General features: G+C 43.9%; 24 protein-coding genes and 1 riboswitch. Of the genes, 10 read left to right on the plus strand and 14 right to left on the minus strand.

The window, feature by feature from the left end:
- The 4 genes from RMO55_RS04430 to RMO55_RS04445 form a co-directional block, all read right to left on the minus strand.
- A partial coding sequence (locus RMO55_RS04430; protein ID WP_310424134.1) for a dynamin family protein occupies nucleotides 1–2,034 on the minus strand: 2,034 nt, incomplete at its 3' end.
- A 251-nt stretch (nucleotides 2,035–2,285) separates the two neighbouring features.
- The gene (locus RMO55_RS04435) at nucleotides 2,286–2,957 is read right to left on the minus strand and encodes a hypothetical protein (protein WP_310424137.1); all 672 of its coding nucleotides are present in this window, start codon (nucleotides 2,955–2,957) and stop codon (nucleotides 2,286–2,288) included.
- A gap of 156 nt (nucleotides 2,958–3,113) precedes the next feature.
- Nucleotides 3,114–3,422 (minus strand): hypothetical protein, encoded by a 309-nt coding sequence (locus RMO55_RS04440; RefSeq protein ID WP_310424141.1) that lies wholly within the window; start codon nucleotides 3,420–3,422, stop codon nucleotides 3,114–3,116.
- A gap of 94 nt (nucleotides 3,423–3,516) precedes the next feature.
- Nucleotides 3,517–3,846 (minus strand): helix-turn-helix domain-containing protein, encoded by a 330-nt coding sequence (locus RMO55_RS04445; protein WP_310424143.1) that lies wholly within the window; start codon nucleotides 3,844–3,846, stop codon nucleotides 3,517–3,519.
- Between the two features lie 112 nt (nucleotides 3,847–3,958).
- On the opposite strand from RMO55_RS04445, the gene RMO55_RS04450 reads away from it, so the two are divergent.
- Complete coding sequence (locus tag RMO55_RS04450) at nucleotides 3,959–4,399, plus strand: hypothetical protein (protein WP_310424147.1); 441 nt, start codon at nucleotides 3,959–3,961, stop codon at nucleotides 4,397–4,399.
- 3 nt (nucleotides 4,400–4,402) lie between these two features.
- Here RMO55_RS04450 and RMO55_RS04455 read toward each other — a convergent pair whose 3' ends face one another.
- From RMO55_RS04455 to RMO55_RS04465, 3 genes are all read right to left on the minus strand, one after another.
- The gene (locus tag RMO55_RS04455) at nucleotides 4,403–4,957 is read right to left on the minus strand and encodes a shikimate kinase (protein ID WP_310424149.1); all 555 of its coding nucleotides are present in this window, start codon (nucleotides 4,955–4,957) and stop codon (nucleotides 4,403–4,405) included.
- A 110-nt stretch (nucleotides 4,958–5,067) separates the two neighbouring features.
- Nucleotides 5,068–5,250, minus strand: a complete 183-nt coding sequence (locus tag RMO55_RS04460) for an NAD(P)H dehydrogenase subunit NdhS (protein WP_310424152.1) — start codon at nucleotides 5,248–5,250, stop codon at nucleotides 5,068–5,070.
- 160 nt (nucleotides 5,251–5,410) lie between these two features.
- A complete protein-coding gene (locus RMO55_RS04465) occupies nucleotides 5,411–6,118 on the minus strand; it encodes a Crp/Fnr family transcriptional regulator (RefSeq protein WP_310424155.1) in 708 nt (235 codons plus the stop codon).
- Between the two features lie 114 nt (nucleotides 6,119–6,232).
- Between RMO55_RS04465 and RMO55_RS04470 the strand changes: the two genes are divergently transcribed.
- The gene (locus RMO55_RS04470; RefSeq protein ID WP_310424158.1) at nucleotides 6,233–7,219 is read left to right on the plus strand and encodes a hypothetical protein; all 987 of its coding nucleotides are present in this window, start codon (nucleotides 6,233–6,235) and stop codon (nucleotides 7,217–7,219) included.
- 191 nt (nucleotides 7,220–7,410) lie between these two features.
- Here RMO55_RS04470 and cobI read toward each other — a convergent pair whose 3' ends face one another.
- From cobI to cobG, 3 genes are all read right to left on the minus strand, one after another.
- A complete protein-coding gene (gene cobI, locus RMO55_RS04475; protein WP_310424160.1) occupies nucleotides 7,411–8,121 on the minus strand; it encodes a precorrin-2 C(20)-methyltransferase in 711 nt (236 codons plus the stop codon).
- A 131-nt stretch (nucleotides 8,122–8,252) separates the two neighbouring features.
- On the minus strand, nucleotides 8,253–8,909 hold the full coding sequence (locus tag RMO55_RS04480; RefSeq protein ID WP_310424163.1) for a precorrin-8X methylmutase: 657 nt from the start codon (nucleotides 8,907–8,909) through the stop codon (nucleotides 8,253–8,255).
- Entirely contained in the window at nucleotides 8,899–10,347 is a 1,449-nt protein-coding gene (gene cobG, locus RMO55_RS04485; protein WP_310424167.1) for a precorrin-3B synthase, read from the minus strand. The genes RMO55_RS04480 and cobG overlap by 11 nt, the downstream gene beginning before the upstream one ends.
- A gap of 60 nt (nucleotides 10,348–10,407) precedes the next feature.
- Nucleotides 10,408–10,554: riboswitch (cobalamin riboswitch) on the minus strand.
- A 137-nt stretch (nucleotides 10,555–10,691) separates the two neighbouring features.
- Between cobG and RMO55_RS04490 the strand changes: the two genes are divergently transcribed.
- A complete protein-coding gene (locus RMO55_RS04490) occupies nucleotides 10,692–10,880 on the plus strand; it encodes a hypothetical protein (RefSeq protein WP_310424170.1) in 189 nt (62 codons plus the stop codon).
- A gap of 135 nt (nucleotides 10,881–11,015) precedes the next feature.
- Here RMO55_RS04490 and RMO55_RS04495 read toward each other — a convergent pair whose 3' ends face one another.
- Nucleotides 11,016–11,573: an HD domain-containing protein gene (locus tag RMO55_RS04495; protein ID WP_310424173.1), complete on the minus strand. Its 558-nt coding sequence runs from the start codon at nucleotides 11,571–11,573 to the stop codon at nucleotides 11,016–11,018.
- A gap of 101 nt (nucleotides 11,574–11,674) precedes the next feature.
- Here RMO55_RS04495 and RMO55_RS04500 point away from each other — a divergent pair, with 101 nt between their 5' ends.
- The 4 genes from RMO55_RS04500 (at nucleotide 11,675) to RMO55_RS04515 (ending at nucleotide 14,136) form a co-directional block, all read left to right on the plus strand.
- Nucleotides 11,675–11,848: a TMEM165/GDT1 family protein gene (locus tag RMO55_RS04500; protein WP_310424175.1), complete on the plus strand. Its 174-nt coding sequence runs from the start codon at nucleotides 11,675–11,677 to the stop codon at nucleotides 11,846–11,848.
- A gap of 68 nt (nucleotides 11,849–11,916) precedes the next feature.
- Nucleotides 11,917–12,039 (plus strand): hypothetical protein, encoded by a 123-nt coding sequence (locus tag RMO55_RS04505; RefSeq protein ID WP_310424178.1) that lies wholly within the window; start codon nucleotides 11,917–11,919, stop codon nucleotides 12,037–12,039.
- 93 nt (nucleotides 12,040–12,132) lie between these two features.
- Nucleotides 12,133–12,981: an alpha/beta fold hydrolase gene (locus tag RMO55_RS04510; RefSeq protein WP_310424181.1), complete on the plus strand. Its 849-nt coding sequence runs from the start codon at nucleotides 12,133–12,135 to the stop codon at nucleotides 12,979–12,981.
- Between the two features lie 165 nt (nucleotides 12,982–13,146).
- Nucleotides 13,147–14,136 carry a LysR family transcriptional regulator gene (locus tag RMO55_RS04515; protein WP_310424186.1) on the plus strand — a complete coding sequence of 330 codons (990 nt, stop codon included), beginning with the start codon at nucleotides 13,147–13,149 and terminating at the stop codon, nucleotides 14,134–14,136.
- Between the two features lie 140 nt (nucleotides 14,137–14,276).
- Here the strand turns inward: RMO55_RS04515 and RMO55_RS04520 are convergent, their stop codons facing one another.
- A complete protein-coding gene (locus RMO55_RS04520) occupies nucleotides 14,277–15,200 on the minus strand; it encodes a DMT family transporter (RefSeq protein ID WP_310424188.1) in 924 nt (307 codons plus the stop codon).
- Between the two features lie 116 nt (nucleotides 15,201–15,316).
- Here RMO55_RS04520 and RMO55_RS04525 point away from each other — a divergent pair, with 116 nt between their 5' ends.
- Nucleotides 15,317–16,477, plus strand: coding sequence for a class I SAM-dependent methyltransferase (locus RMO55_RS04525; RefSeq protein ID WP_310424191.1), 1,161 nt, complete (start codon nucleotides 15,317–15,319; stop codon nucleotides 16,475–16,477).
- A gap of 120 nt (nucleotides 16,478–16,597) precedes the next feature.
- Here RMO55_RS04525 and RMO55_RS04530 read toward each other — a convergent pair whose 3' ends face one another.
- Nucleotides 16,598–17,911, minus strand: coding sequence for a hypothetical protein (locus RMO55_RS04530; protein ID WP_310424194.1), 1,314 nt, complete (start codon nucleotides 17,909–17,911; stop codon nucleotides 16,598–16,600).
- 96 nt (nucleotides 17,912–18,007) lie between these two features.
- On the opposite strand from RMO55_RS04530, the gene RMO55_RS04535 reads away from it, so the two are divergent.
- Complete coding sequence (locus RMO55_RS04535; RefSeq protein ID WP_310424197.1) at nucleotides 18,008–18,814, plus strand: inositol monophosphatase family protein; 807 nt, start codon at nucleotides 18,008–18,010, stop codon at nucleotides 18,812–18,814.
- A gap of 136 nt (nucleotides 18,815–18,950) precedes the next feature.
- Here the strand turns inward: RMO55_RS04535 and psb29 are convergent, their stop codons facing one another.
- The gene (gene psb29, locus RMO55_RS04540) at nucleotides 18,951–19,682 is read right to left on the minus strand and encodes a photosystem II biogenesis protein Psp29 (RefSeq protein WP_310424199.1); all 732 of its coding nucleotides are present in this window, start codon (nucleotides 19,680–19,682) and stop codon (nucleotides 18,951–18,953) included.
- A 178-nt stretch (nucleotides 19,683–19,860) separates the two neighbouring features.
- Between psb29 and tatC the strand changes: the two genes are divergently transcribed.
- A complete protein-coding gene (tatC, locus tag RMO55_RS04545) occupies nucleotides 19,861–20,670 on the plus strand; it encodes a twin-arginine translocase subunit TatC (protein WP_310424202.1) in 810 nt (269 codons plus the stop codon).
- Nucleotides 20,671–20,682 lie beyond the last annotated feature (12 nt).

A 20,682-nucleotide genomic window follows, 5' to 3' on the forward strand; every position in this document is an offset into this window, starting at 1 on the left:
GGACTCGATCGATTCAGACTCCTTCACTACATCAGCTTCAAATTTTTGTAACCGATCGACCTCAGTAACTCGATCGATCTCTTGAGATTCTTTCTGTTTGACGAGGTTTTGTAACTCACCTTTGCGAGTTTTAATATCATCATCGATTCGTTCGATCGCTTCCCGTTCGTAGCTATCAAAACACTCTTGCACCGCACTATAAATCGGTTGCCATTGTTCTTTAGAAATCTCTGGTAATTTGGCGATTAATTGCTTTTTGATTTCTTGAGTAAAATATTTCCGCGCGTGTTCGACTTGAAAAGCCGCAACGCCGATGCCTGCTGCCATCACCCCAATCGGGCCGAGCAGCGCGCCGAAGACAACGGCAATTCCCGCTGTGGTAAAGATGTTGAGCATGATGCTCTGAAAGTTGAAACCGCCGACTGCTAAAGCGGCTACGGCAAAGTTGCCAGATGCGAGGGAAAATAAACCCATCGCCCATTTTGCCCACGCTGGGGTACCATCATCGTCGAGAGCTTTACTGCGGGTGTGGATTTTACCTGTCAGTTTTTCGGCCATCTCTTGGGTGATGTTTTGATAATCGCCACCATGCTTTTGAGCTTGGACTGAGAGTTCGCTAAAAGCCGCTGTGAGTTCTTTTTGAGCTGAGAGCGTCCAGGTGGCATATTTATCATTTATGTACTGCTGGAAGCCTTTTTGGGCGGCTTGGTTGAACTGTTCGCGCTTGCTGCCGCTAAAAAAGTCTAAAAGTTGCAGATCGGAGGGTTGATAAGTCTGGAAATCTGCCTCGAAAGTATCTTCTAATTGTAATAAGTAAGTTTTCATTGAATCGGCGATCGATCGAGCTTGTCGATCGCGCACGCGGCGAATATCATCGCGGAATAGATCGCGAATTTCTTGGAGTTTATTAAATTGCGGTTCGACTGCGGCAATTTTGGTTTTTAGTTCGTTGACATCTGCATCCAATAATGGAATTCTTCGGGCTACTGCTTCTTTAACGTGGGTGCAAGTTTGTTTGCCAATAATTCGGGCTTGACGAAGTTCGGCAATCGCCCGCTCTTGAGTCAAAAATGTATTTAGGGCATTAATAAATGGTGGAAATCCAGTTCCTTCCAAATCGGCATCTTTATCTTTGATCCGGCGACGGAGTGCGGTAATTGAAGATAGAGAGAATACTCGTTCATCGTAGATATCGTAACCATCTACCGCACAGTATTCGGCTAAATTTGCCTTAAATACCCGATTTAATTTTCCTTCAGCTTCAGCCATTTCAGTCGCATCGTCAGGATCGATTAGTGATTCTTTCACCCGATCCCAAGCATTAATTAAAAAGAAGACACTCAAACCGCGATCTTTGACATAATTTTCGAGATAGCGACGTTCGCCTAATGTACAGGGTTGAGATGCACTGAGCACGAATAAAACGGCGTGACAGTTATTTAGATATCCCAGCGACAATTCATTCCGCGCTTCGGTATCATTCAAACCAGGACTATCAATAATTTCAATTCCTTTCGATAGTAACTCTAGGGGATATTCTACCACTGCATAATCTACATCGGGAAAGGCAGGCTGATTACTTTCTTCTAACTTTTTAGCTTCAGCCGGATCGATCGTGTATTTAGTTTTAAATGCACTGAAATCGATCGATTCGGCTGGCTTACCATCTTTGAAATGAACGGTGACTTTTTTCTCCTCACCATAGCGTAATACTGTCAGTAATGCCGTACAAGGATTGACATCACTCGGTAAAATATTTTCGCCAATTAAAGCATTTAGAAACGTACTTTTCCCCCGTTTCATATCGCCCAATACCATCAAGCGAAATACACCCTGCTGTAAATTGGTACTGGCTTTAGTCAAATCTGCTAAATCTCGATCGAATCCCATTTCTCCCGATCCTTTTTGGGCAGCTAGTTCGGATTTCTGGAGATTAGTTATCATCCGACGAAGACAACCAGCCACCTCTTGGCGTACTCTAGCAACCCGATCTAAATCTTGAAGGAAGCGATTAGTTTGAGCAGTTGACATCATAGGAGTTGGGGTTTAGGAGTTAAGAGAACTGTAAGGTGTTTTATCCCGTAAGTAAAGCACCATATTTTCAAACTAGTGAGGACATATCGCCGATTTCTCCAAGAAATCGGCGATATAGCGTAGTTCGTCAGAGATGAAAATTTGTAACCGTCCCAAAGGGACAGCAATTCAAGCGGTTTGAGCATGATGCTCCTACGAGTTAACGTTACTCACAAGAATTCAAGTAGAGTTTATATATCGGACAGACTAGATTAGAAACTACCAAAAAAGTTAATCCCTGCTTGAAATTCTGTCCCGTAAGCACTATTTGTGGGTAAGTTGACTGCACCAGTGATACTGATGCTATCAGCAATCTGCATATCTACGCCACCAGTGCCATAAAAAGAAAATTCATCAGATTTAATACTATCAACTTTATCAATACTTTTCATGCCTAGTCCAGCACCTAAAAATGGATTAAAGATTGTTGATTTATTACTTAGACTATAGGTAAATGCTCCGTTAATACTATTACCAGATCCAAAGTATAAACCTGTTCGGACTCGGATATTTTCAAACCCAAATTTGCTCTGGATACCATACTGACCTACTCCATTGCTAGCGATAAAACTCGGTCCAAAATTGAAGAAGCTAAAAATTTCACCAAAACCATCTAGCCCAAAACTGTCATAGGATGATGATGATGGTGTTGAATCCAATTTACTTGGGCTAGTAGTTTTGCTTGGCTGCATATTTTCACGGATTCGTTCGCGGTATTGTTCATTATATTTACGCGATTCTGTTTCTCGTTGATTATTTTGTTGTTGCTGTCGGTATTGTTGATTGTCTTCGCGCCAACCCGCAGCAGCAGGGGCAGTTTTAGTAAAAATTGAAGTGATTGGAAGTACTGTTGTAAGTAGTAATAAAGTGAAACTATTTTTCATTAGTTGAGAATAACCGAGGCTAAATGATCGTGCTATTATCATTCCCCTGATTAACAATATTTTCACAACATTTCTCAAACTTCAATCGATTCGGTTGATCTTACAATTTATGTGTCATATTGTTGCGCTATAAATAGTGTGATGATCGAGGAAAATTTAGTGTTTACGGTTGAATTCAAACCAAGCCCATCCAGCCGCGCCGAGGAAGGCAAAGAAGGAGATCCAAGCCAGCCATTGAGAGACGTAAATAACTACAACACCAGTGAGGAAGAAACCGGAAAATTTAGCAGCAATGATGAGATCTCGTTTGAAACTGCGGACTGGTTTTTTCTTGCTCGTATCCTTTACCGTTGGGTGAAAGGGTGCCTCGACACGATCTATCTCTGATTCTAGCTCGCGCATCCGTAATTCTAGTTCGCGCTGACGGAGTTGTTCCTCCCATTCCCGATTTTTACGATCTTGCACAAAACGTACTCACTATTACTAGAATCAATTTATCGAGGTAGTGCCTCGCCATCGCTAATCTAACTAAGGCAAATGTTGAGTGTCAACCGTGAATCTACATAAGATCGTCGCCATACCAGTTTGTAGCCAGATCGCAGAGATGATAAAGTGGTTGAGATAGCTGTTTGCCACGATCTGTTAATTCGTAAGTAACTTGGGGTGGAATCGTCGGTTTATAATGACGATCGATAATCCCGATCGATTCTAGCAATTGCAATCTTTCGGTCAGAACTTTGGTGGAGATTCCGTCGATCTTCCGTTTTAATTCACCAAATCGTAATTTTCCATTAGTATCCAAAATCCACAAAATATAGATCGTCCATTTCCCTGAAATTTGATTTAGGAGCTTTTCGAGGGGAATCGAGTCAGGATCTGTGATACCCATTGATAGTTTCGGATAAGTTACTTTGTTACGAAAAGGTAACTACTTTACTTTAATAACTAATCAGTTTAATGTCTAGCTAGGTTTTTAAAAAATATTTGCGGGACAAGTGAAGATGAAAGGTCAAATCTGGTATATTGCGTTGCCGATCGGACTGATGTGTGCTATTCGGTTTAGTCTTAGTGCTTTTGGTTATGCCAGTCCACATTGGTTGATGGAAGAGGTTGGACTTTCTTTATCTTCTAATCCCCAAATACCTTATACTATTCGTGTTTGGGCAATCAGAGATATCGTGCTGTCTATTCTCATCGTATTTGCAGATAAAAGCATGGTGAAGATGCTCTTGTTTGCTTGTGTGGCGATCGATTCCACTGACATTATTTCTGCCTATTTGAGTGGATTATCAGGGGTGTTTGATGCAACAGATGGTTGGCTACTGAAACTGACATCAACTGCAATTGCCGCACTAATTTTAGATCTAGTAGCATTAACATTGCTGTTCATTTATAAAACACCTAAAAATCTCGATCTTGAAACTTCCTCGATCGACAAATAGTATTTACTCTGGACAAGCGATCGGTGTTTTTAAGACTGTTGGAATTGCTGTTAAGATCCGCTCTACAATCTCTTCAGTCGTGATATTTTGAGCGATCGGAATATGAATATCGGCTTCAGCGTACCTGTCGCGCCGCTCTACCAAGATTTGGTCTAATTTAGACTGAAGATTTTTAGAGGTATCTAGAATCGGACGGGTGGTGTCACCCTGAAGTCGTTCGATGAGAAGATCCACAGAGGGATCGAGCCAAATTACCAAACCCTGATGTAAGTGGTTCCAATTCTCTTGTCTAATGGGAATCCCGCCACCTGTCGCAACTACCAGCCGAATATATGCAGAAACTTCCGCTAATACCTGAGTTTCGATTTGACGGAATTCTGTTTCGCCCACGGTTTGAAAAATTTCGACGATACTTTGACCGACTAATTTTTCGATGGTAGGATCGGTATCGAGAAAGCCATACCCCAATCGTTCGGCGAGTAAGGGAGCAATAGTACTTTTACCCGAACCCATCATCCCGATCAGGTAAATATTCAGTCCTTGTAAGTCAAACATCATAAGCTAGTAGTCTGTAGCGTGTTGGGTGTTGGGATTCGGGATTTGAGATTCGGGAATAATCCCATAACTTACGCCGCCTACTACTAGTACACAGCTAGATCGCTTTCAACTTATTTCTGTGTGAGATCTACTAGTTCGAGTTCGCTGAGGCGAAAAGTTACCATTTTATCCCAGTTACCGCCTTCAAAAATTATCGCCGCTTTCCCGTCGGTGACTCGTTGAACGAATCCTTGGAAACCATAATAGATATCGTTGCTATTTTTGACACGAATAGTAGAACCAGGCAAAATCATAGGTCGATCGCTATTAAAGTTGTGAATAATTAATTTCTAGTTTAGCTCGATTTGCCATCGACGAGGCAAGGCAAATGGGATCGATCGAAAGCTGGCGAAGACCGCCAAGTCTATAAGATTTATTCTAACGATCGCCAGGACGATCGCTAAAACTTAGATCTTATTCGTTGGGAGTATGAGTGCGCAGACAGATGAGATTGTCATCTTTGATTTGGATCGCTTTGCGTTCTTCCCGCAATTCTTTCATTAGTCTCGTCACTGTAACGCGAGTTGTCCCGATCGCACTGGCAATTTGGGCGTGAGTCAAGGGAAAAGGCAAGAAATATCCTTCCTTACAAGGTTCGCCAAATTCTTCAATCAACAGGGTTAAATAACCGAGCAATCGTTCGATCGTGTGGCGTTGTCCGAGGGTATTCAACCATAGTAACTTCCGTTGATGTTGATAACGAAAAGAATCTAAGATCTCGCGTCGGAAACTCGGAAAATTTTCTAGATCGTGCCAATACATCCAGAAAATTGAAGTGTTGTCTGTATGGGCAAAGGCTTGAAGCGTAAATGGAGATCGATCTATAATTTCAAATGGTTGCCCCGCGCCTACAAAACCCAGGAAAGTTTCATCGCCACTTTGAAGCTGAAACTCTGTCGGGGTAATATTTTGATGTGGATATGCTGGTGGACTTGCTTCGGCTCCTCCAGTCAGGCGGATCGTACCACGCTGAACCAAATAGAGTAATCCCGATCGAGTCGGGATCTGAGCATCCTTAGAAAATGTGCGATAGCGATAATGTTCTTGCGCCCAATCTAGCAATCGGTGCCAGGTTGAGAACGAACGAGTATTGTTTTTTGGTGGGGTAGATGATGAATGCATAACAAACCAGCAGAACGGCAGATGATTTTCAATGATTCTACATGTATTTTGATGTAGTGAATCATTTTTATTTTAGTCTGGAATGTACTTGACTTTTGAGCGCGAGGTTTAGGTGTGAAGACATTTCCTTTGTCAGACCAGATCGTACTACCATTGGCACCTGCAATTGAGGGAACAATTGCCGATTATTTGCAGTCGATCGCTCAGGAACTTTACGTAAGCTTATCAACTAATTGTGACAGTGCAAATACTGGGTTCCCGCAAGATTTGTTTTGGCACGAGGATTTGGGTCGAAACGGCGTAAAGAGCGACCGTTTTACCGCATCGATCGGTTGCGTGCCAACACTACAATACCAGTATGTCAGCCCGATCGCACATCGACTGGCAACAAAATTAGGATTAACACCGTTGGAAATCTGTCAACGGCTCCAACCACTCAGCCATTCAGTAGCAGTTAATCCTCGCGATCGCCTGGATCTGTACTGTTGGTATAATGATTCTGGCTATATTTACTTTCAGCTCGCACCAGAAACGATCGCGATTTGGCTAAATTATATTCATGACTTGCCACTAGACATACAGCTAAATCAAGATCTATCGCCTGCTTCTGTCAATATTGCCTTGTACGCTCACGATCGATGTTGCTCGCTCCTAGCATTGGCACAAACCGAAAAATTAGTGACAATTAGCGATAATTGGCAGATTGAGAGATCTGATAAGCCGATAAACGCGCGCAGTTGCCCTGAAAATCACTTTACAGCAGCGTTAGCCAGCATTTTCGAGGAACCAGCCGAGCAGCGACTAATTCATACTTTAATGGAAGTTTTAGATGGCATCTACGATCGCCGTTCGCAGTTGCAACCCGTGCGGCGTGTCGCTGCTTCAGGAAGAGCCATAAATTGGGCTAAATTAACGATCGATCTAGCTGAAAGCTGGTTGGAATTTCATCGTCATTGTCGGATTTTTGGCGATCTCACCCGTCGAAATCCTCGTCTAGCAATTGCGCGATGTGAGTTAACGGCGATCTCTCGTCGTTATTTACAGGTTTTATTGGAGCATTATTTAGGAGTTAGATTAATCGATAATCGCTCGAACATTTAAACCACATATTAAAATTATTGAAAGCTCGGAATTATCGGCTCCAAATCTTCAGCACAAATATCGCTTAATTTAGCGGCGGTCGATCGATCGAGGTAAAATAAAATCATTGCTTGACAATTATCGATCGAATAGAATTGATAATTAATAATTGGGTTTTTAGGATGGGGATTTAGCAGACTCAGGAGAGATGATTAAAATTGGGTTTGACTGGGAACAATAATCATCGAGAAATAAGGAACATTGCGCGGATCGACATCCTCGATCGAGATAATCCGTTGATCTATACTAGTTGCCCGTTCGATATATTTAGCGCGATCTAATAAATCTAGATCGGTTAAGATCTGACGAACTTTTTCAAAATGACGACGGAGCTTGATAATTGCTACCGCGTCAGCGTTGATTAATTGTGCTGTTAACACTTCTACAGATAAAGTTGCCGAGAGGATGCTGAAAATATCGTTACGATAACATATCGGTGCCCCGATCGCCGCCGCCGCACCCATTGGGGACGCTACTCCTGGCACGATTTCGGTGATAAATCGATCGGCTAAACGGGTAAATAAATACATAAACGAACCGTAAAATAACGGATCGCCACAGCATAATACTACGACATCTCGCCCCGCCGCTAAATGTGCCGCGATCGGTCTAATTGCATCGGCATATAATTCTTGAGCTGCGTCAGGATCGAGGGCGCGGGGGAAGTGAAAACAGACTTCGATTTGGTTGCCAGTCAGATAAGGTGCGACAATCGATCGAGCGATACTTTCATGGTCGTTGGCTGCTTGATAAGCAACGACAGGAGCCGATTGCAATAGGCGAAACGCCTTGAGCGTCAACAATTCGGGGTCGCCAGGGCCAACCCCAATCCCGTATAATCTCCCTGTCTGAATTGCAACCATTATGCTAAGTTGTTCCTAGATATTTACCAGTTAATAATTAGGTTAGTAGTCTGCGGCGTATAGGATTCGGGGTTCGGCAATTTAGATCGCAACTATTCACTATTCACCATTCACCATCCACTATCCACCAATTATTCCTGCTCCATCGCTAGTGCATTAACCGCAGCCGCAGCCATCGCACTACCGCCGCGTCTGCCGTGAATTGTCAGAAAAGGCACCCCTCGACTATCTGCGGCTAGAGCAGCCTTGGATTCTAACGCGCCGACAAAACCGACGGGAAAACCTAGAATTAGGGCGGGTTTAGGTGCGCCTTCATCAAGCATTTCCAATAGTCGAAATAGAGCCGTCGGTGCATTTCCGATGGCGACTACCGAGCCAGCTAAATAGGGTCGCCATAATTCTAGGGCAGCAGCCGATCGAGTATTCTCTAGTTGGGCTGCTAAATCTGCTACCTGCGGATCTGGGAGCGTACAAATTACTTGATTATTTACAGGTAAGCGTTTCCGCGTCACGCCATCTGCTACCATTCGCGCATCGCACAAAATTGGTGCCCCGTTGGCTAAAGCTCGTCGTCCGACACGAACGGCATCGATCGAGTAATCCAGATCGCTGACTATATCAATCATCCCACAAGCATGGATCAGTCGCACTGCTACTGAATTGAAGTCCGCAGGTAAGTTGTCTAATTGTGCCTCCGATCGAATCGTAGCAAAAGATTGACGATAAATTTCCGCCCCATCACGAACATAATTAAGGGGTGCTGGAATGGTGGTAATTTTAGACGGCATGAAGTATTTGTTGCAGTTGGGCTAAAGATTGACGACTGGTAAATGCTCGAAAAGATTCTTGGGGATTGAGCCGATGATCGTGATAGGTATCGATTAACTGACCGATCGCAATCGGGACTCGTTCTGGGGGCAAAATATCGCTCGACTCCTGTTCTGCTTCGGCTGTAAGCCCAGCAATCGACAGCCGATAGCTTCCAGATTGTTCGGGGTTTGGTTGGTGCCCCCAGAGGGTGATATCGGCGCGATCGTGTTGGGCACAAGATTTGTCACAACCACTGAAATGGATATTCAGAGGTCGATCTAGACTAAATTTAGCTGCTAAATAATTAGCTAGATCGATCGCATCAGCCTGAGTATCTGTAGCTGCAAATTGACAACCAGTCGCACCTGCACAGGCTCTTAATAAACTACTGGGATGGTTTGCTGTCTGTACTAAACCTAAATCGGTAATTAATTCCTGCACCCTCGCCAGATCCCGCTCATTAATGTCGGGGACAATAATATTTTGCCAAGGAGTCAATCGAATATGCCCACTGCCATACCGAGCGGCAATTTTACCCAAACCCTCGATTTGGTCGATCGTCCATCGTCCCAACGGTAACACTATCCCCAGGTAATAAAAACCCGTTTGACTTTGCTGATGTACACCTAAATGACGATCGCCATTTTCTCCGTACGACTCTCGATCTGGAGCGAGGTTTTTAAAAATAAACCGCCTGGAACCCGCTAATTCTCGTTGGACAATCTCGCTAAACCCTGTCAAACCCCAGTGACGAACTACATCTCTCAGACGTGGTTTTCGCCGAGCATCTCCACCTAATAATTCAATTCCCTGTCGATAACTCTGAGCGATCGCCACCAACATCGGCAAACATTCAGCTAGGGTTAATCTTACCCCCACAGGTACAGGTGCGTCGCCGCGTTCGCCGATGCCTAAATGTAGACTAAATCCGTTATCACTAACAGCTAACAGCGTAATATCATTAGGTCGATCGATAATTCCAACAGTTCCACCACCATCAACCCCGACACTAAATTTAGTCGATAACACGCCTAATTCGGGATGGTGAGTTAAATACTCATACCAAGCTTCAGCCAATGGACGCACGTCAATTAATTCCTGCGCGTCAAACCCCGTCGTCGGACTTAGCATCATATTGCGGATACCATCTACAGCAGGATCGATCGCCGCCAAACCACAATCGGCTAATCTAGTTAATAAATCTGGCGCGAGATCCTGCGCTAGTCCTCGTAACTGTAAATTTGCCCGATTTGTTACCTGAAGATACTCTAACCCAGTTGACTCTAATAACTGCGCGATCGCCAAACACTGAAATTCATTGAGCACTCCACCAGGAATTCGCAACCGAGTCAACAATCCATCCCGAGCGACAGCAGGATGATAAATATCTGGACAGATAGATCTTTCGACAGACAATGAATTTAACTCCTTCCCCATGCGACGCAAGGAATAGTGGATTTTTAGAGTACCGATTGGGCACACTCAACCTCAGGATGCGGTATTCTGACTCGAAGCAATTGCTTCATCACAGTTGCGGCACAGTCCTGGATTTTCACCAGACTTCCCCGACCCCCAGTTAGACCAATTTACCATGACATCGTGACATCGGAACAATCCCACTATTGCCCCGTCACAGACATTAAATCCACATTTTGCGGTAGATAGTTCGGAAACCTCCATAATTTATCTCTTTGAGAACGGTGGAATTCAGGCTACAATTACTCCTAGTGTGAGTAAGTATAAATAACTATTCTAAAGCTATGTCTTCCAGCCCACTAACCCTCGTCGATCGTCCTGTTGAATCTGCTACCTCCGAGCACGAGCAGCAAGTTGCTAAATTGACCAAGGCTCTATATCCAGTCGATAGACAAGAGAAGTTTCTCGAACTTCACGCAGAAGTTGAGATTCTGTTCTCTCAGTTACAAGCTCTCCAACGGGTGCGCGTGTAGTTTTTTCATCAAGAAGAATTTTCCCATCATCTAAAATAACAACTCTTTAAATCAGCGAACAGAAAGCGATCGACTAAATTCGATCGCTTTCTGTTTTAAGAGGATGTTTGGAAAGTATAGCTTGCTACTTAGACCCTAGAGAATCCCCCTGTCTTGTTGCGCTTTATAGTTTTGGATTTTTTCTACCAATCTTACCGAGAGAAAGTGACTAGCAGTATGTAATCGACTGTGAATCTCGATCGCTTCGTCACGATACTGGATAATTTTTGCTCTCGTCCAATCAGGTGGTGGCGGCTGAAGATTGCTAATCCGATCTGCTAATTTTACCATCGAAATCTCGATCGGTTGTTGTCCGATGCGATCGAGACTATCAACTAATTGTTGTGATTTCTCTAGCTCTAGATTTTTGCTCAAAGCAGCAACCCCATCGGCAACTCTGATTCCAAAGATCGATTCAATCTGCTCGTAGCTAGTATCTGTATCCTCGATTGTGTCATGGAGCAAAGCGCACTGGATCGCCAGATCGCCATCAGATCCAGGTTCGGCATTGAGCGCGGCAATAATCTCCATACTCACGAAATTCAAGTGCATCAGATACGGTAATTCAGTACCTGGATACAACTGTCCCCGATGAGCCTCAGCAGCAAAGCGACAAGCTTTAATATATATTTCTCGATCCCAATCGGATTTCATTTTTACTTTTATTACTAGAAGGGGTTGAGGAAGCAATTGTTGAAGGCGAACGCAAATTCCGGCAACGGAATACTACTTGGAAGATTTTGATAGAAAGTTGCGTGCTAACATTTGTTGCCGAATGGGGCGATCGTAACCAGTTTGCTACAATTACACTGGCTGCATCCAAAGACTCGATCGGGGTAATGTTAGGTAGTATTGTCGGTCATACGATCTGTGCGTTAATTGCTGTAATTGGCAGTAGAGCGATTGCTAGTACTCGGTGGCGTAAATAACATTACTATTTCGTAAAAGCGGGGAGCGGGGAGCGGGGAGCGGGGAGAGTGATTAGAACAAGGACTAAATGGTGGCTTTATTTCAGCCGCTCAGTACTAGTCATATTTTCGAGCGTACCATTACTATAATTGGTGGATTATTATTTATTTTACTGGCGATCGTGACGATCGCTTTTAATGGGAAAGTGTAAATACTCTCTTCGTTAGTATTTATATCGATACGCATAGATATTGATAAATATCGATATAACTGAAGACAAAACAGCACATCTCCATCATTTATCGTGGCAAAAATCACCAAAACATTAATTAAAGTCGGTTCGCTAGAATGGTGCTATCGAAAACTTTCCCCTGTTGGCTGGGAAAATCCCCAAACGGCGATACTGTTGCATGGATTGCCCTCTCAAAGCTTGACATGGACTGGATTGATGCCACCATTAGCCGAGCAGGGGATTCGGACAATCGCGCCAGATTGGATTGGGTTTGGGAATTCTAGTAAGCCGGAAGCACGAGATTTTGCCTACACGCCAGATGCCTTTGTTGCCGCTTTTGCGGAGGCGATCGACACTTTAGACCTCGATCGAGTTTCCCTAGTCGTTCAGGGCTTTCTAGGCAGCGTAGGGATACAATATGCGATCCGTTATCCAGAGCGTGTCAACAAGTTAGTTATCCTGAATGCACCGCTAACTACTAGTGTGAAATTGCCCTGGAAAATCAAACAATTGGGTTTACCTGTCGCAGGTGAAATGCTCACTCAAGATCCACTTTCAGTCGAGCGGACTTTAGAGGCTGGCTGTAAATGTATCATTGAGGACAAGTATCTCGAAGTCTATCGTCAACCATATCTCAAGAGTTCGATTCCTGGTCGATCGCTACTAGCGACAATTCGCAATCTTAGACTAGTTGAATCCCTGACAGAGATTAGCACAGGACTGCCAAAATTAGATATCCCGATCCAAATATTATGGGGTATGAACGATCCCTGGCTCGATCTTGCACCAGCCGAAGCATGTGTCAAATCTTTAAAACACGGGGAATTAGTCACTTTGCCCACCGCCGCACATTATCCTCAGGAACACTGGTATGCTGAGATTAAAGCACCACTAATCTCATTTTTGCGCCGTCAGGTTTAGGCGTTAGGTTTTAGGTTTTAGGCTTTAGGGCTAGAAATCTTAATTTAAACGTTAATATTCGTCCAATATCTAAAATCATCTCACCCAGGAAATAAGTACCGACTGGTATGGTAATGTCAATGGAAGTCGATAGTTTATCGCTACTAATCTTACACGCTCACTGCTATGTCTGACCTGCCTTTCACTCTGGATCAGTTACGGATTCTCAGGGCAATTGCTGCGGAGGGAAGTTTTAAACGCGCCGCTGATAGTTTATATGTGTCGCAACCTGCTGTCAGTTTACAGGTTCAGAATCTCGAACGTCAATTGGATGTGCCGTTATTCGATCGCGGTGGCAGACGGGCGCAACTGACTGAGGCTGGGCATTTGTTGCTCAGTTATGGGGAGAAGATTATCACACTGTGTCAGGAAACCTGTCGGGCGATCGAGGATCTCCAGAATCTCCAAGGTGGTACTCTAATTGTGGGCGCATCGCAGACGACCGGTACTTATCTACTCCCTCGGATGATTGGCGTGTTTCGACAAAAGTATCCCGATGTCTCGGTGCAGTTACACGTTCACTCTACCCGCCGCACGGCTTGGAGTGTGGCAAATGGACAGGTAGATTTGGCAATTATCGGCGGCGAGGTACCAGCGGAGTTACAAGACTCGCTCGATATTCTGCCCTATGCTGAGGACGAATTTGCCCTGATTTTACCGAGTAACCATGCTTTTGTAGGGATGAAGAGTATTCCGAAAGAAGATCTGTATAAACTCCAGTTTATTTCTCTCGATGCTCAATCGACAATTCGCAAAGTGATCGATCAAGTTTTAACTAGGTGTGGTATCGATCCCAAACGGCTAAAGATCGAGATGGAACTCAATTCGATCGAAGCGATTAAAAATGCCGTACAAGCAGGCTTAGGTGCAGCCTTTGTTTCTTCTTCAGCGATCGAAAGAGAGCTGGAAAATGATACATTACACCGAGCGTATATCGACGGTGTGTCGATCGATCGAATGCTGTCGGTGATTGTCAATCCCAATCGCTATCGTTCTAAAGCTGCTGAAGCTTTCGCTCAAGAGATCCTCCCCAACTTTACCACGTATCCTTGGGATGCGAGCAAGCTTTTTTCTAAGCGCGCTAAGGCAGAGATTGATATTGAGGAGGATAGTTGATTCGCATTCCTACTGACTCAATTTTACTAGTGGCTGTTTGGCAATTGCGGTGAGGTTGCCTGACTCTAAATAAATCGACTTACAGAAATAACCAATCATTACTGTTAATTAATTGAGTTATTTTCTAATCATAGGGTAATTTATGCCGCTTTGTATAGTGCGATTGACATCGATCCGGTAACGACGAGAATTGCCCCGATTAATCCGAGTGTAGTGATGTGTTCGGGGATAACTAATCCAGGTGCTAACCAACCAGTCGCGCTCATAGATACAATCGTAAAAATTGGGGCTAAGGCTAAAATTGCACTGACTCTAGAAGCCTCCCAATGTTGCAGCGATTCCGCAAAAGCTCCATAAGCGATGACGGTATTCAAACCGCAAAAAATAAGTGCGATCCACTCGATCGAGTTAAGCTGAGTTAGGGTTTGGGGTTTAGCCATTGTCGAAAATAATAATCCACAAGCACCATAAATCACCCACATAATATGAGTAGAATCTAGTTTTGTTAATAATTGTTTTTGAATCAATGCGTAGATGGCCCAACTGACTCCCGCAACGATTAACATGATGCTACCATTAATGTATCTATCAGTATCTGTTGCTAATACTTTTAATTGCTCGGAAAAGAAGCCGATAAACCCAGCAACCAAAACTCCTACTCCCATCCATTGATAACGGGTATAACGTTCTTTGAAAAGGATTAACCCACCGAGACTCAAGAATACTCCTGCTAGCTGAATTAATACTTCTGCATGAGAAGGAGATGTCGCTTTTAAACCCATCACAAAGAAGATATAATTTCCCATCAAACCGACGATGGCGATCGCAAACAAATACATCGGTACTGTTTTTAATCGATCGAGCTTAGGGATATTTCCTTGTTTAGCTAAGTAACAACTTAGTAGAATAAATGCAGTCACAAACCGAAACCAATTAATCGTGTAAATATCTAATTTATTCAAGACAATTGCTAGTGCTACTGGTACTAATCCCCACAAAATCACGGTAATTAGTGATAATCCTAATCCCAACCGCCAGTTACCCGTCGTCCGATGAAGTTCCATTAAATTAATTGATAATTGATAATTGATAAACCTAGGCTGTGCAAGTTACGGAACTATTCCCAAATCCCAATCCCCATCTAAATAGTCCCTTTATGTACAAACAAGACTACTAGTTAATGAATAACAATTTAGAGTTAATTGAAGTTATTAACGAGCGCATCGATAATTCCCCACAGCAGCGGATAACTTTTGCTGACTATATGGATTTGGTATTGTATCATCCTCAGCATGGTTATTATGCTAGTAATGCCGAACGAATTAGCAAAAGTGGTGATTTTTTGACATCACCCCATTTAGCTGATGATTTTGGTGAGATGTTGGCGATTCAGTTATACCAAATTTGGCAGATATTAGGTGCGCCACAGCTATTTAGTATCATTGAAATGGGTGCCGGAAGAGGATTATTAGCTGCCCAGATTTTGGACTACTCTAATCGATTATATCCCGATTTCTTTCGATCGATTGATTACATCATTATCGAGACCGCACCAGCGATGATTATAGCACAACAGGTAAAATTAAGGGACTTGCCTGTGCGTTGGTGCAATTGGACGGAAATACTCGATCGATCGATTATTGGTTGCTTTCTATCTAATGAATTAATCGATGCTCTCCCGGTGCATCAGGTGATGGTTGTGGAGGATAAATTGCAGGAAGTCTATGTAACTATAGGCGAGAAAGACCGAGGATTTAGCGAAACATTTGGTGAATTATCAAACGCAGAATTAGCTAATTACTGGCAACTAAATAATGTTGACTTACTGAGTGGTAAATATCCCGATCGCTATCACACTGAAGTAAATCTAGCAGCATTAGAATTGTTAGATCTAGTTTGTAAAAAATTACAGCGGGGTTATATTATCTCGATCGATTATGGTTATACTGCCAATCGATACTACAATCTCATGCGTGCTCAGGGTACTTTACAATGTTATTACCAACATGCTTATCATAACAATCCCTATATTAATATCGGCAATCAGGATCTTACTGCACATGTAGACTTTACCGCACTTCAAAATCGAGGTGAGCTATTAGGCTTACAAACAGTCGGATTTATCCCCCAAGGGATGTTCTTAATGGCGTTGGGTTTAGGCGAAAGAATAGCCGCAATTTCTAATAGTAGTGGCGATATTCAATCTCTCCTTCGCCGTCGTCAAAATCTACACCAATTAATCGATCCGATGGGGTTGGGTAAGTTTGGAGTTTTGATTCAAAGCCAGGGGTTAACACCTGAAGAACAGGAGATATTATTAATAGGTTTGTCGATCGTTTAGAGGCTTGTAAATAATAATTCATTCCAAATAGATTGACTGATACCAATATGGCATAATCGATTTATACAACTGGAACGATTTTATGGTTGGGAGTCCCTTAATCTATCTACTAATTATCAATTATCTAACTATGCCATCTCGATCTATCCCAGTATAGCCATCTCCAGGCATTAAACCCAGCCAGCGATCGCTTTCAGGGGTGAGAAATAATTGGTCGTATACACGAGTATTCAGACTCTCGACATCTGTTGAAAATCGATCGCCAATTAACCATTGGTGGAGTTGGCTGTGGAGCAGGTATTCATTTCGAATACTATCGATCGCGATTAATTTTTGAAACTTGTCTACCAGTGCGGGGATCTGGTCGTTATTACTACTCTTATCGGCAGCGTTGAGGCTGGATAACTGGGGTTGTTTACGACGGATGAGTTGACGACTGTTTTCGGCTAAAATGGCATCTTCCTGGTGCAATTCGCCTAGTTTTACCCAGAGTGGATCGTCGGTGGCTTGCTTCAAGATATCACTCCGCCGAGAAAAGGAGCGACGGAGGCGAAGCATTGGTAATTCAACCGCACTTTTCGAGATCGCAATTCTGCCAGCTTCATCTGCTGCGGGAGGATTGTTTAAAGATTTAATCGATTTGGGGAGGGGGATATTTACACCTAATTTATCGAGATCTTGTTTCCAGTTGGCTTGAAGATTAGTCAGTTGGGTTTGATGATATGTATCGAGTGCCTCTTGACGTTCGAGATCGGCTAATTGGTGATATTTAGCCACAAATTCCGCACCTTGAGTCAGATGACGTTTGAAAGCTTGGGGCGCGTACAATCCTGGTAGCGCATCGATCGGTTGTCCAGTTTTGTCTAGGATATAGTGAATGCTATTTCCGGTAATTGTCTGTTGAACTTTGCGCCCATCACCGAAATCGATCGTAATTTTGGGTACGGGGCGCACCGATTGCCAGTGGAGGATATATTTATCGCGTAATAACTGGGCAATTTCGGGATGGGAGTAGAGGGTAATTCTAAAGAAGCGACTATTTGCACAACTCAATTCTTCATCGAGATTGCCCAACATCCGCAGGGATAAAATCGGCTTACCACTGGTGGCGGCGGCTTGTTTGGCGGCGGCTAAATCGGTATGCCAATACAAACGGGACGCATCACAATCTCGTTGCTGACAGATACTATCTAGTGTTCTATTTAATTCTTGCCAGCGAGGATTATCCGTTTGAGTACGTAGTTTCGCCAGTTCGGTGCTGTTCATTTTTAAAAACCGCTCGATCCCCGCATATCCTTGGGATCTGAATCGAGCTATGTCGGTGTTGCTGGTTGTCTCTGTTGCCGCAACTGGCGATTGAGTCGCTAGGGGGATAATTCCGCCACTCAATATTAATAAACCTGCAATTGCGATCCTCGATCGAATGTTTGCCATGATAGTTACCATTACCGCTGTATAACTAGACTACACTAGCGATCGATCGGTTTCCTGAAAATTGACGCTTATCAATCTCACCACAATTAAAACAGCATGGAATTTTGGACTCAAGTATTGGATGTCGCCAGCACTAACGCTCAGAGAGTGGGGGCGCAATTACTGTTAGATTTTGGACATGCCCAGGGATTAGAAAAGGCTGATGGTAGTTTGGTTACTCAGTCTGACGAATGGGCCGATCGGGAGATTCGATCGAGTATCATTAAAGCTTTCCCAGATCATGCAATCCTGAGTGAGGAGGGCAACCATGAGTTTACCGATGCTCAATGGACGTGGATTATCGATCCCCTGGATGGTACGACAAATTTCACACGGGGGATTCCGTTGTGGGGGGTCTCGATCGGGTTACTGTATTACGGTGAGCCTGTATTTGGCTATGTTTATTTTCCCCCTGTATCGCAAGCTTTTCACGGTTATTGGGCGGGCAATACCGGATTAAATTTACCTACTGGTGCCTATCTAAACGGTCGTCCAATTCATGTCAGTCAGGATTCACCGAGTAGCAATCATTTTTTCAGTTTATGTGCCCGCAGTCTGCAAATTTGGCAACCTGGATTTCCCTGTAAGGTGCGGATGCTAGGTGTCGCTACCTACAACTTTTTGGCGGTTGCCGCAGGTGCGAGTCTCGGTGGAGTGGAAGCAACTCCCAAAATCTGGGATCTAGCGGCTGTGTGGGCGATTCTACACGCTGCTGGAGGGTCGTGGCAATCATTAAGGGCTGAACCAACTTTTCCAGCGGTTGCCGGCCGAAATTACGGTAACTATGCCATGCCGAGTTTAATTGTCAATCAATCGGAACTAGCGGATTTAGTATCGCCACTGATGACATCAATCCGAAAATAACTCTCATAGAGTCTGTCAGCGCGATCGTACCAGTCTGATACTAGCGGTGTGTTACGCTGTCTTGTCTCGCTAAACCGTCAGGGAACCCGACGAGCGCGAGCCGCTGATGCCAACACACCTTACTACAATTTAAGGTCTATTCACTTTTAGCCTCAGTTTCAGCAGCTTTAGCTTCAGCCTTCGCAGTCGCATCCGCTTTCTCTTGTGCTCGTTTCTCGCGTTTCTTCCGCTCGGCTTCGGCTAAGTCGCCCATGACAGCTTCCATTTGAACTAGTTTATCGAGGTTGCTGCGATAGGTATCGAGATCTTTTTGGAGTTTATCTGTTGGTAGGTGCATGGCTTCACCAATTTGCAGAATCGCAGCTTCGCGTTTTTTCTCGTCTTTGAGCAAATCTGGTGCAGCTTGTTCGAGAATTGTAAATAAACCAATCCCAAATAAGCGACTGTATTTGAATTTAGGATTGCTAGCGATCGATCCCAATGTACTCGCTAATTGCGCTCCCATCCCGTCGTTAGTCGGATGAGCGAGCCAAGTAACAATATCTTGCTCTTGCATACTGCGGGCGAATTCTTGGACTCCAGCGGCATCTGTGCGGTATTGTTGGGCATTTCCACCCATTGATTGACACAGCGCGACAAAGATCGATTGCTTATCTACATCGGGGCGATAACTTGCCATGAATCGATCGAAGCTACTGACTACACCCAATGCGTAAACAGGGTTGTAGTCAAAATCAACATTAGTAGAAAGTAAGTGCATTTCTACCATTAATTCTTCTACTACCCGCCGATAAATCGAATTAATCGGGCGTGTATGTTGAGAGTAGAAATTACGCTTGGTATCGGAGACAGTACTCAGGTTATTCACCGGGATATAAGAAAATTAGTTTACAATACTTAATTATCGTCGATCGCCTACCCAATAAGCAAAGATTGCGATCTTTGCTCTTAATTGAGATCGACTCGATCGACCAGCACATCTAGAGATCGCACCCGATCGTCCTATCCCCTATAATTTAGAAGATAGTTCAGACAAAACCGCTGCAATGACTTCAGAAGTAGATAGCGATCTTCAGTCCAATACCGAATTGAGTACTGCACTGTGGGCACCAGATCCGGATCTGGCTGATACTAATGGTGAATTAGACGAACTGCCCTCAGAGCTGGAGATGTCTTTTTTCGACCATTTGGAAGAATTGCGCCAACGGATATTTTACTCGGTAATTGCGGTCGCGATCGGGGCATTAGGTTGTTTTGTATACGCCAAACAAATCGTCCAAGTCTTGGAAATACCTGCAGCGGGAATTAAATTTCTCCAACTCGCTCCAGGCGAATACTTTTTTGTCTCGGTCAAAGTAGCTGGCTATTGTGGCTTATTAGTCGCTAGTCCGGTTGTCCTTTATCAAATCATCCAGTTTGTCATTCCTGGCTTAACGCGGCGCGAGCGGCAATTGGTATTGCCTGTGGTAGTTGCTTCGTCGGTGTTATTTTTTGTGGGGATTGCTTTCGCTTACTACTTACTAATTCCCGCCGCGCTCAATTTTCTAATTGGTTATGGTGCCGATGTTGTCGAACAGGCTTGGTCGATCGATCGGTATTTTGAGTTCGTGCTAGTCTTATTATTCGCGACGGGGTTATTGTTTGAATTGCCTGTCGTTCAAATTTTATTATCCCTACTGGGTATTCTCTCTTCTAAGTTGATGTTATCAGCTTGGCAAAGCGTAGTGGTAGGCTCGATGGTCGTCGGGGCAATCGTTACCCCATCGACAGATCCGCTCACTCAAAGCTTATTAGCAGGTGCCGTTTTAGCTCTATATTTCGGCGGGATTGGGGTAGTTAAATTACTTGGTAAATAACGTTAAACAACG

It is taken from the genome of Chamaesiphon sp. VAR_48_metabat_135_sub, assembly GCF_031418915.1.
In the GTDB taxonomy this organism is placed as follows: domain Bacteria; phylum Cyanobacteriota; class Cyanobacteriia; order Cyanobacteriales; family Chamaesiphonaceae; genus Chamaesiphon.

Excerpts from the sequence above, each read along its gene's own strand:
- RMO55_RS04520 (WP_310424188.1), bottom strand. The coding sequence starts at position 15,200 with ATGGAACTTCATCGGACGACGGGTAACTGGCGGTTGGGATTAGGATTA.
- RMO55_RS04530 (WP_310424194.1), bottom strand. The coding sequence starts at position 17,911 with ATGGCAAACATTCGATCGAGGATCGCAATTGCAGGTTTATTAATATTG.
- RMO55_RS04505 (WP_310424178.1), top strand. The coding sequence starts at position 11,917 with ATGGTGGCTTTATTTCAGCCGCTCAGTACTAGTCATATTTTCGAGCGT.
- tatC (WP_310424202.1), top strand. The coding sequence starts at position 19,861 with ATGACTTCAGAAGTAGATAGCGATCTTCAGTCCAATACCGAATTGAGT.
- RMO55_RS04480 (WP_310424163.1), bottom strand. The coding sequence starts at position 8,909 with ATGCCGTCTAAAATTACCACCATTCCAGCACCCCTTAATTATGTTCGT.
- RMO55_RS04535 (WP_310424197.1), top strand. The coding sequence starts at position 18,008 with ATGGAATTTTGGACTCAAGTATTGGATGTCGCCAGCACTAACGCTCAG.
- RMO55_RS04450 (WP_310424147.1), top strand. The coding sequence starts at position 3,959 with ATGAAAGGTCAAATCTGGTATATTGCGTTGCCGATCGGACTGATGTGT.
- RMO55_RS04460 (WP_310424152.1), bottom strand. The coding sequence starts at position 5,250 with ATGATTTTGCCTGGTTCTACTATTCGTGTCAAAAATAGCAACGATATC.
- RMO55_RS04455 (WP_310424149.1), bottom strand. The coding sequence starts at position 4,957 with ATGATGTTTGACTTACAAGGACTGAATATTTACCTGATCGGGATGATG.
- RMO55_RS04465 (WP_310424155.1), bottom strand. The coding sequence starts at position 6,118 with ATGCATTCATCATCTACCCCACCAAAAAACAATACTCGTTCGTTCTCA.
- RMO55_RS04445 (WP_310424143.1), bottom strand. The coding sequence starts at position 3,846 with ATGGGTATCACAGATCCTGACTCGATTCCCCTCGAAAAGCTCCTAAAT.
- cobI (WP_310424160.1), bottom strand. The coding sequence starts at position 8,121 with ATGGTTGCAATTCAGACAGGGAGATTATACGGGATTGGGGTTGGCCCT.
- RMO55_RS04495 (WP_310424173.1), bottom strand. The coding sequence starts at position 11,573 with ATGAAATCCGATTGGGATCGAGAAATATATATTAAAGCTTGTCGCTTT.
- RMO55_RS04515 (WP_310424186.1), top strand. The coding sequence starts at position 13,147 with ATGTCTGACCTGCCTTTCACTCTGGATCAGTTACGGATTCTCAGGGCA.
- RMO55_RS04435 (WP_310424137.1), bottom strand. The coding sequence starts at position 2,957 with ATGAAAAATAGTTTCACTTTATTACTACTTACAACAGTACTTCCAATC.
- RMO55_RS04525 (WP_310424191.1), top strand. The coding sequence starts at position 15,317 with ATGAATAACAATTTAGAGTTAATTGAAGTTATTAACGAGCGCATCGAT.
- RMO55_RS04490 (WP_310424170.1), top strand. The coding sequence starts at position 10,692 with ATGTCTTCCAGCCCACTAACCCTCGTCGATCGTCCTGTTGAATCTGCT.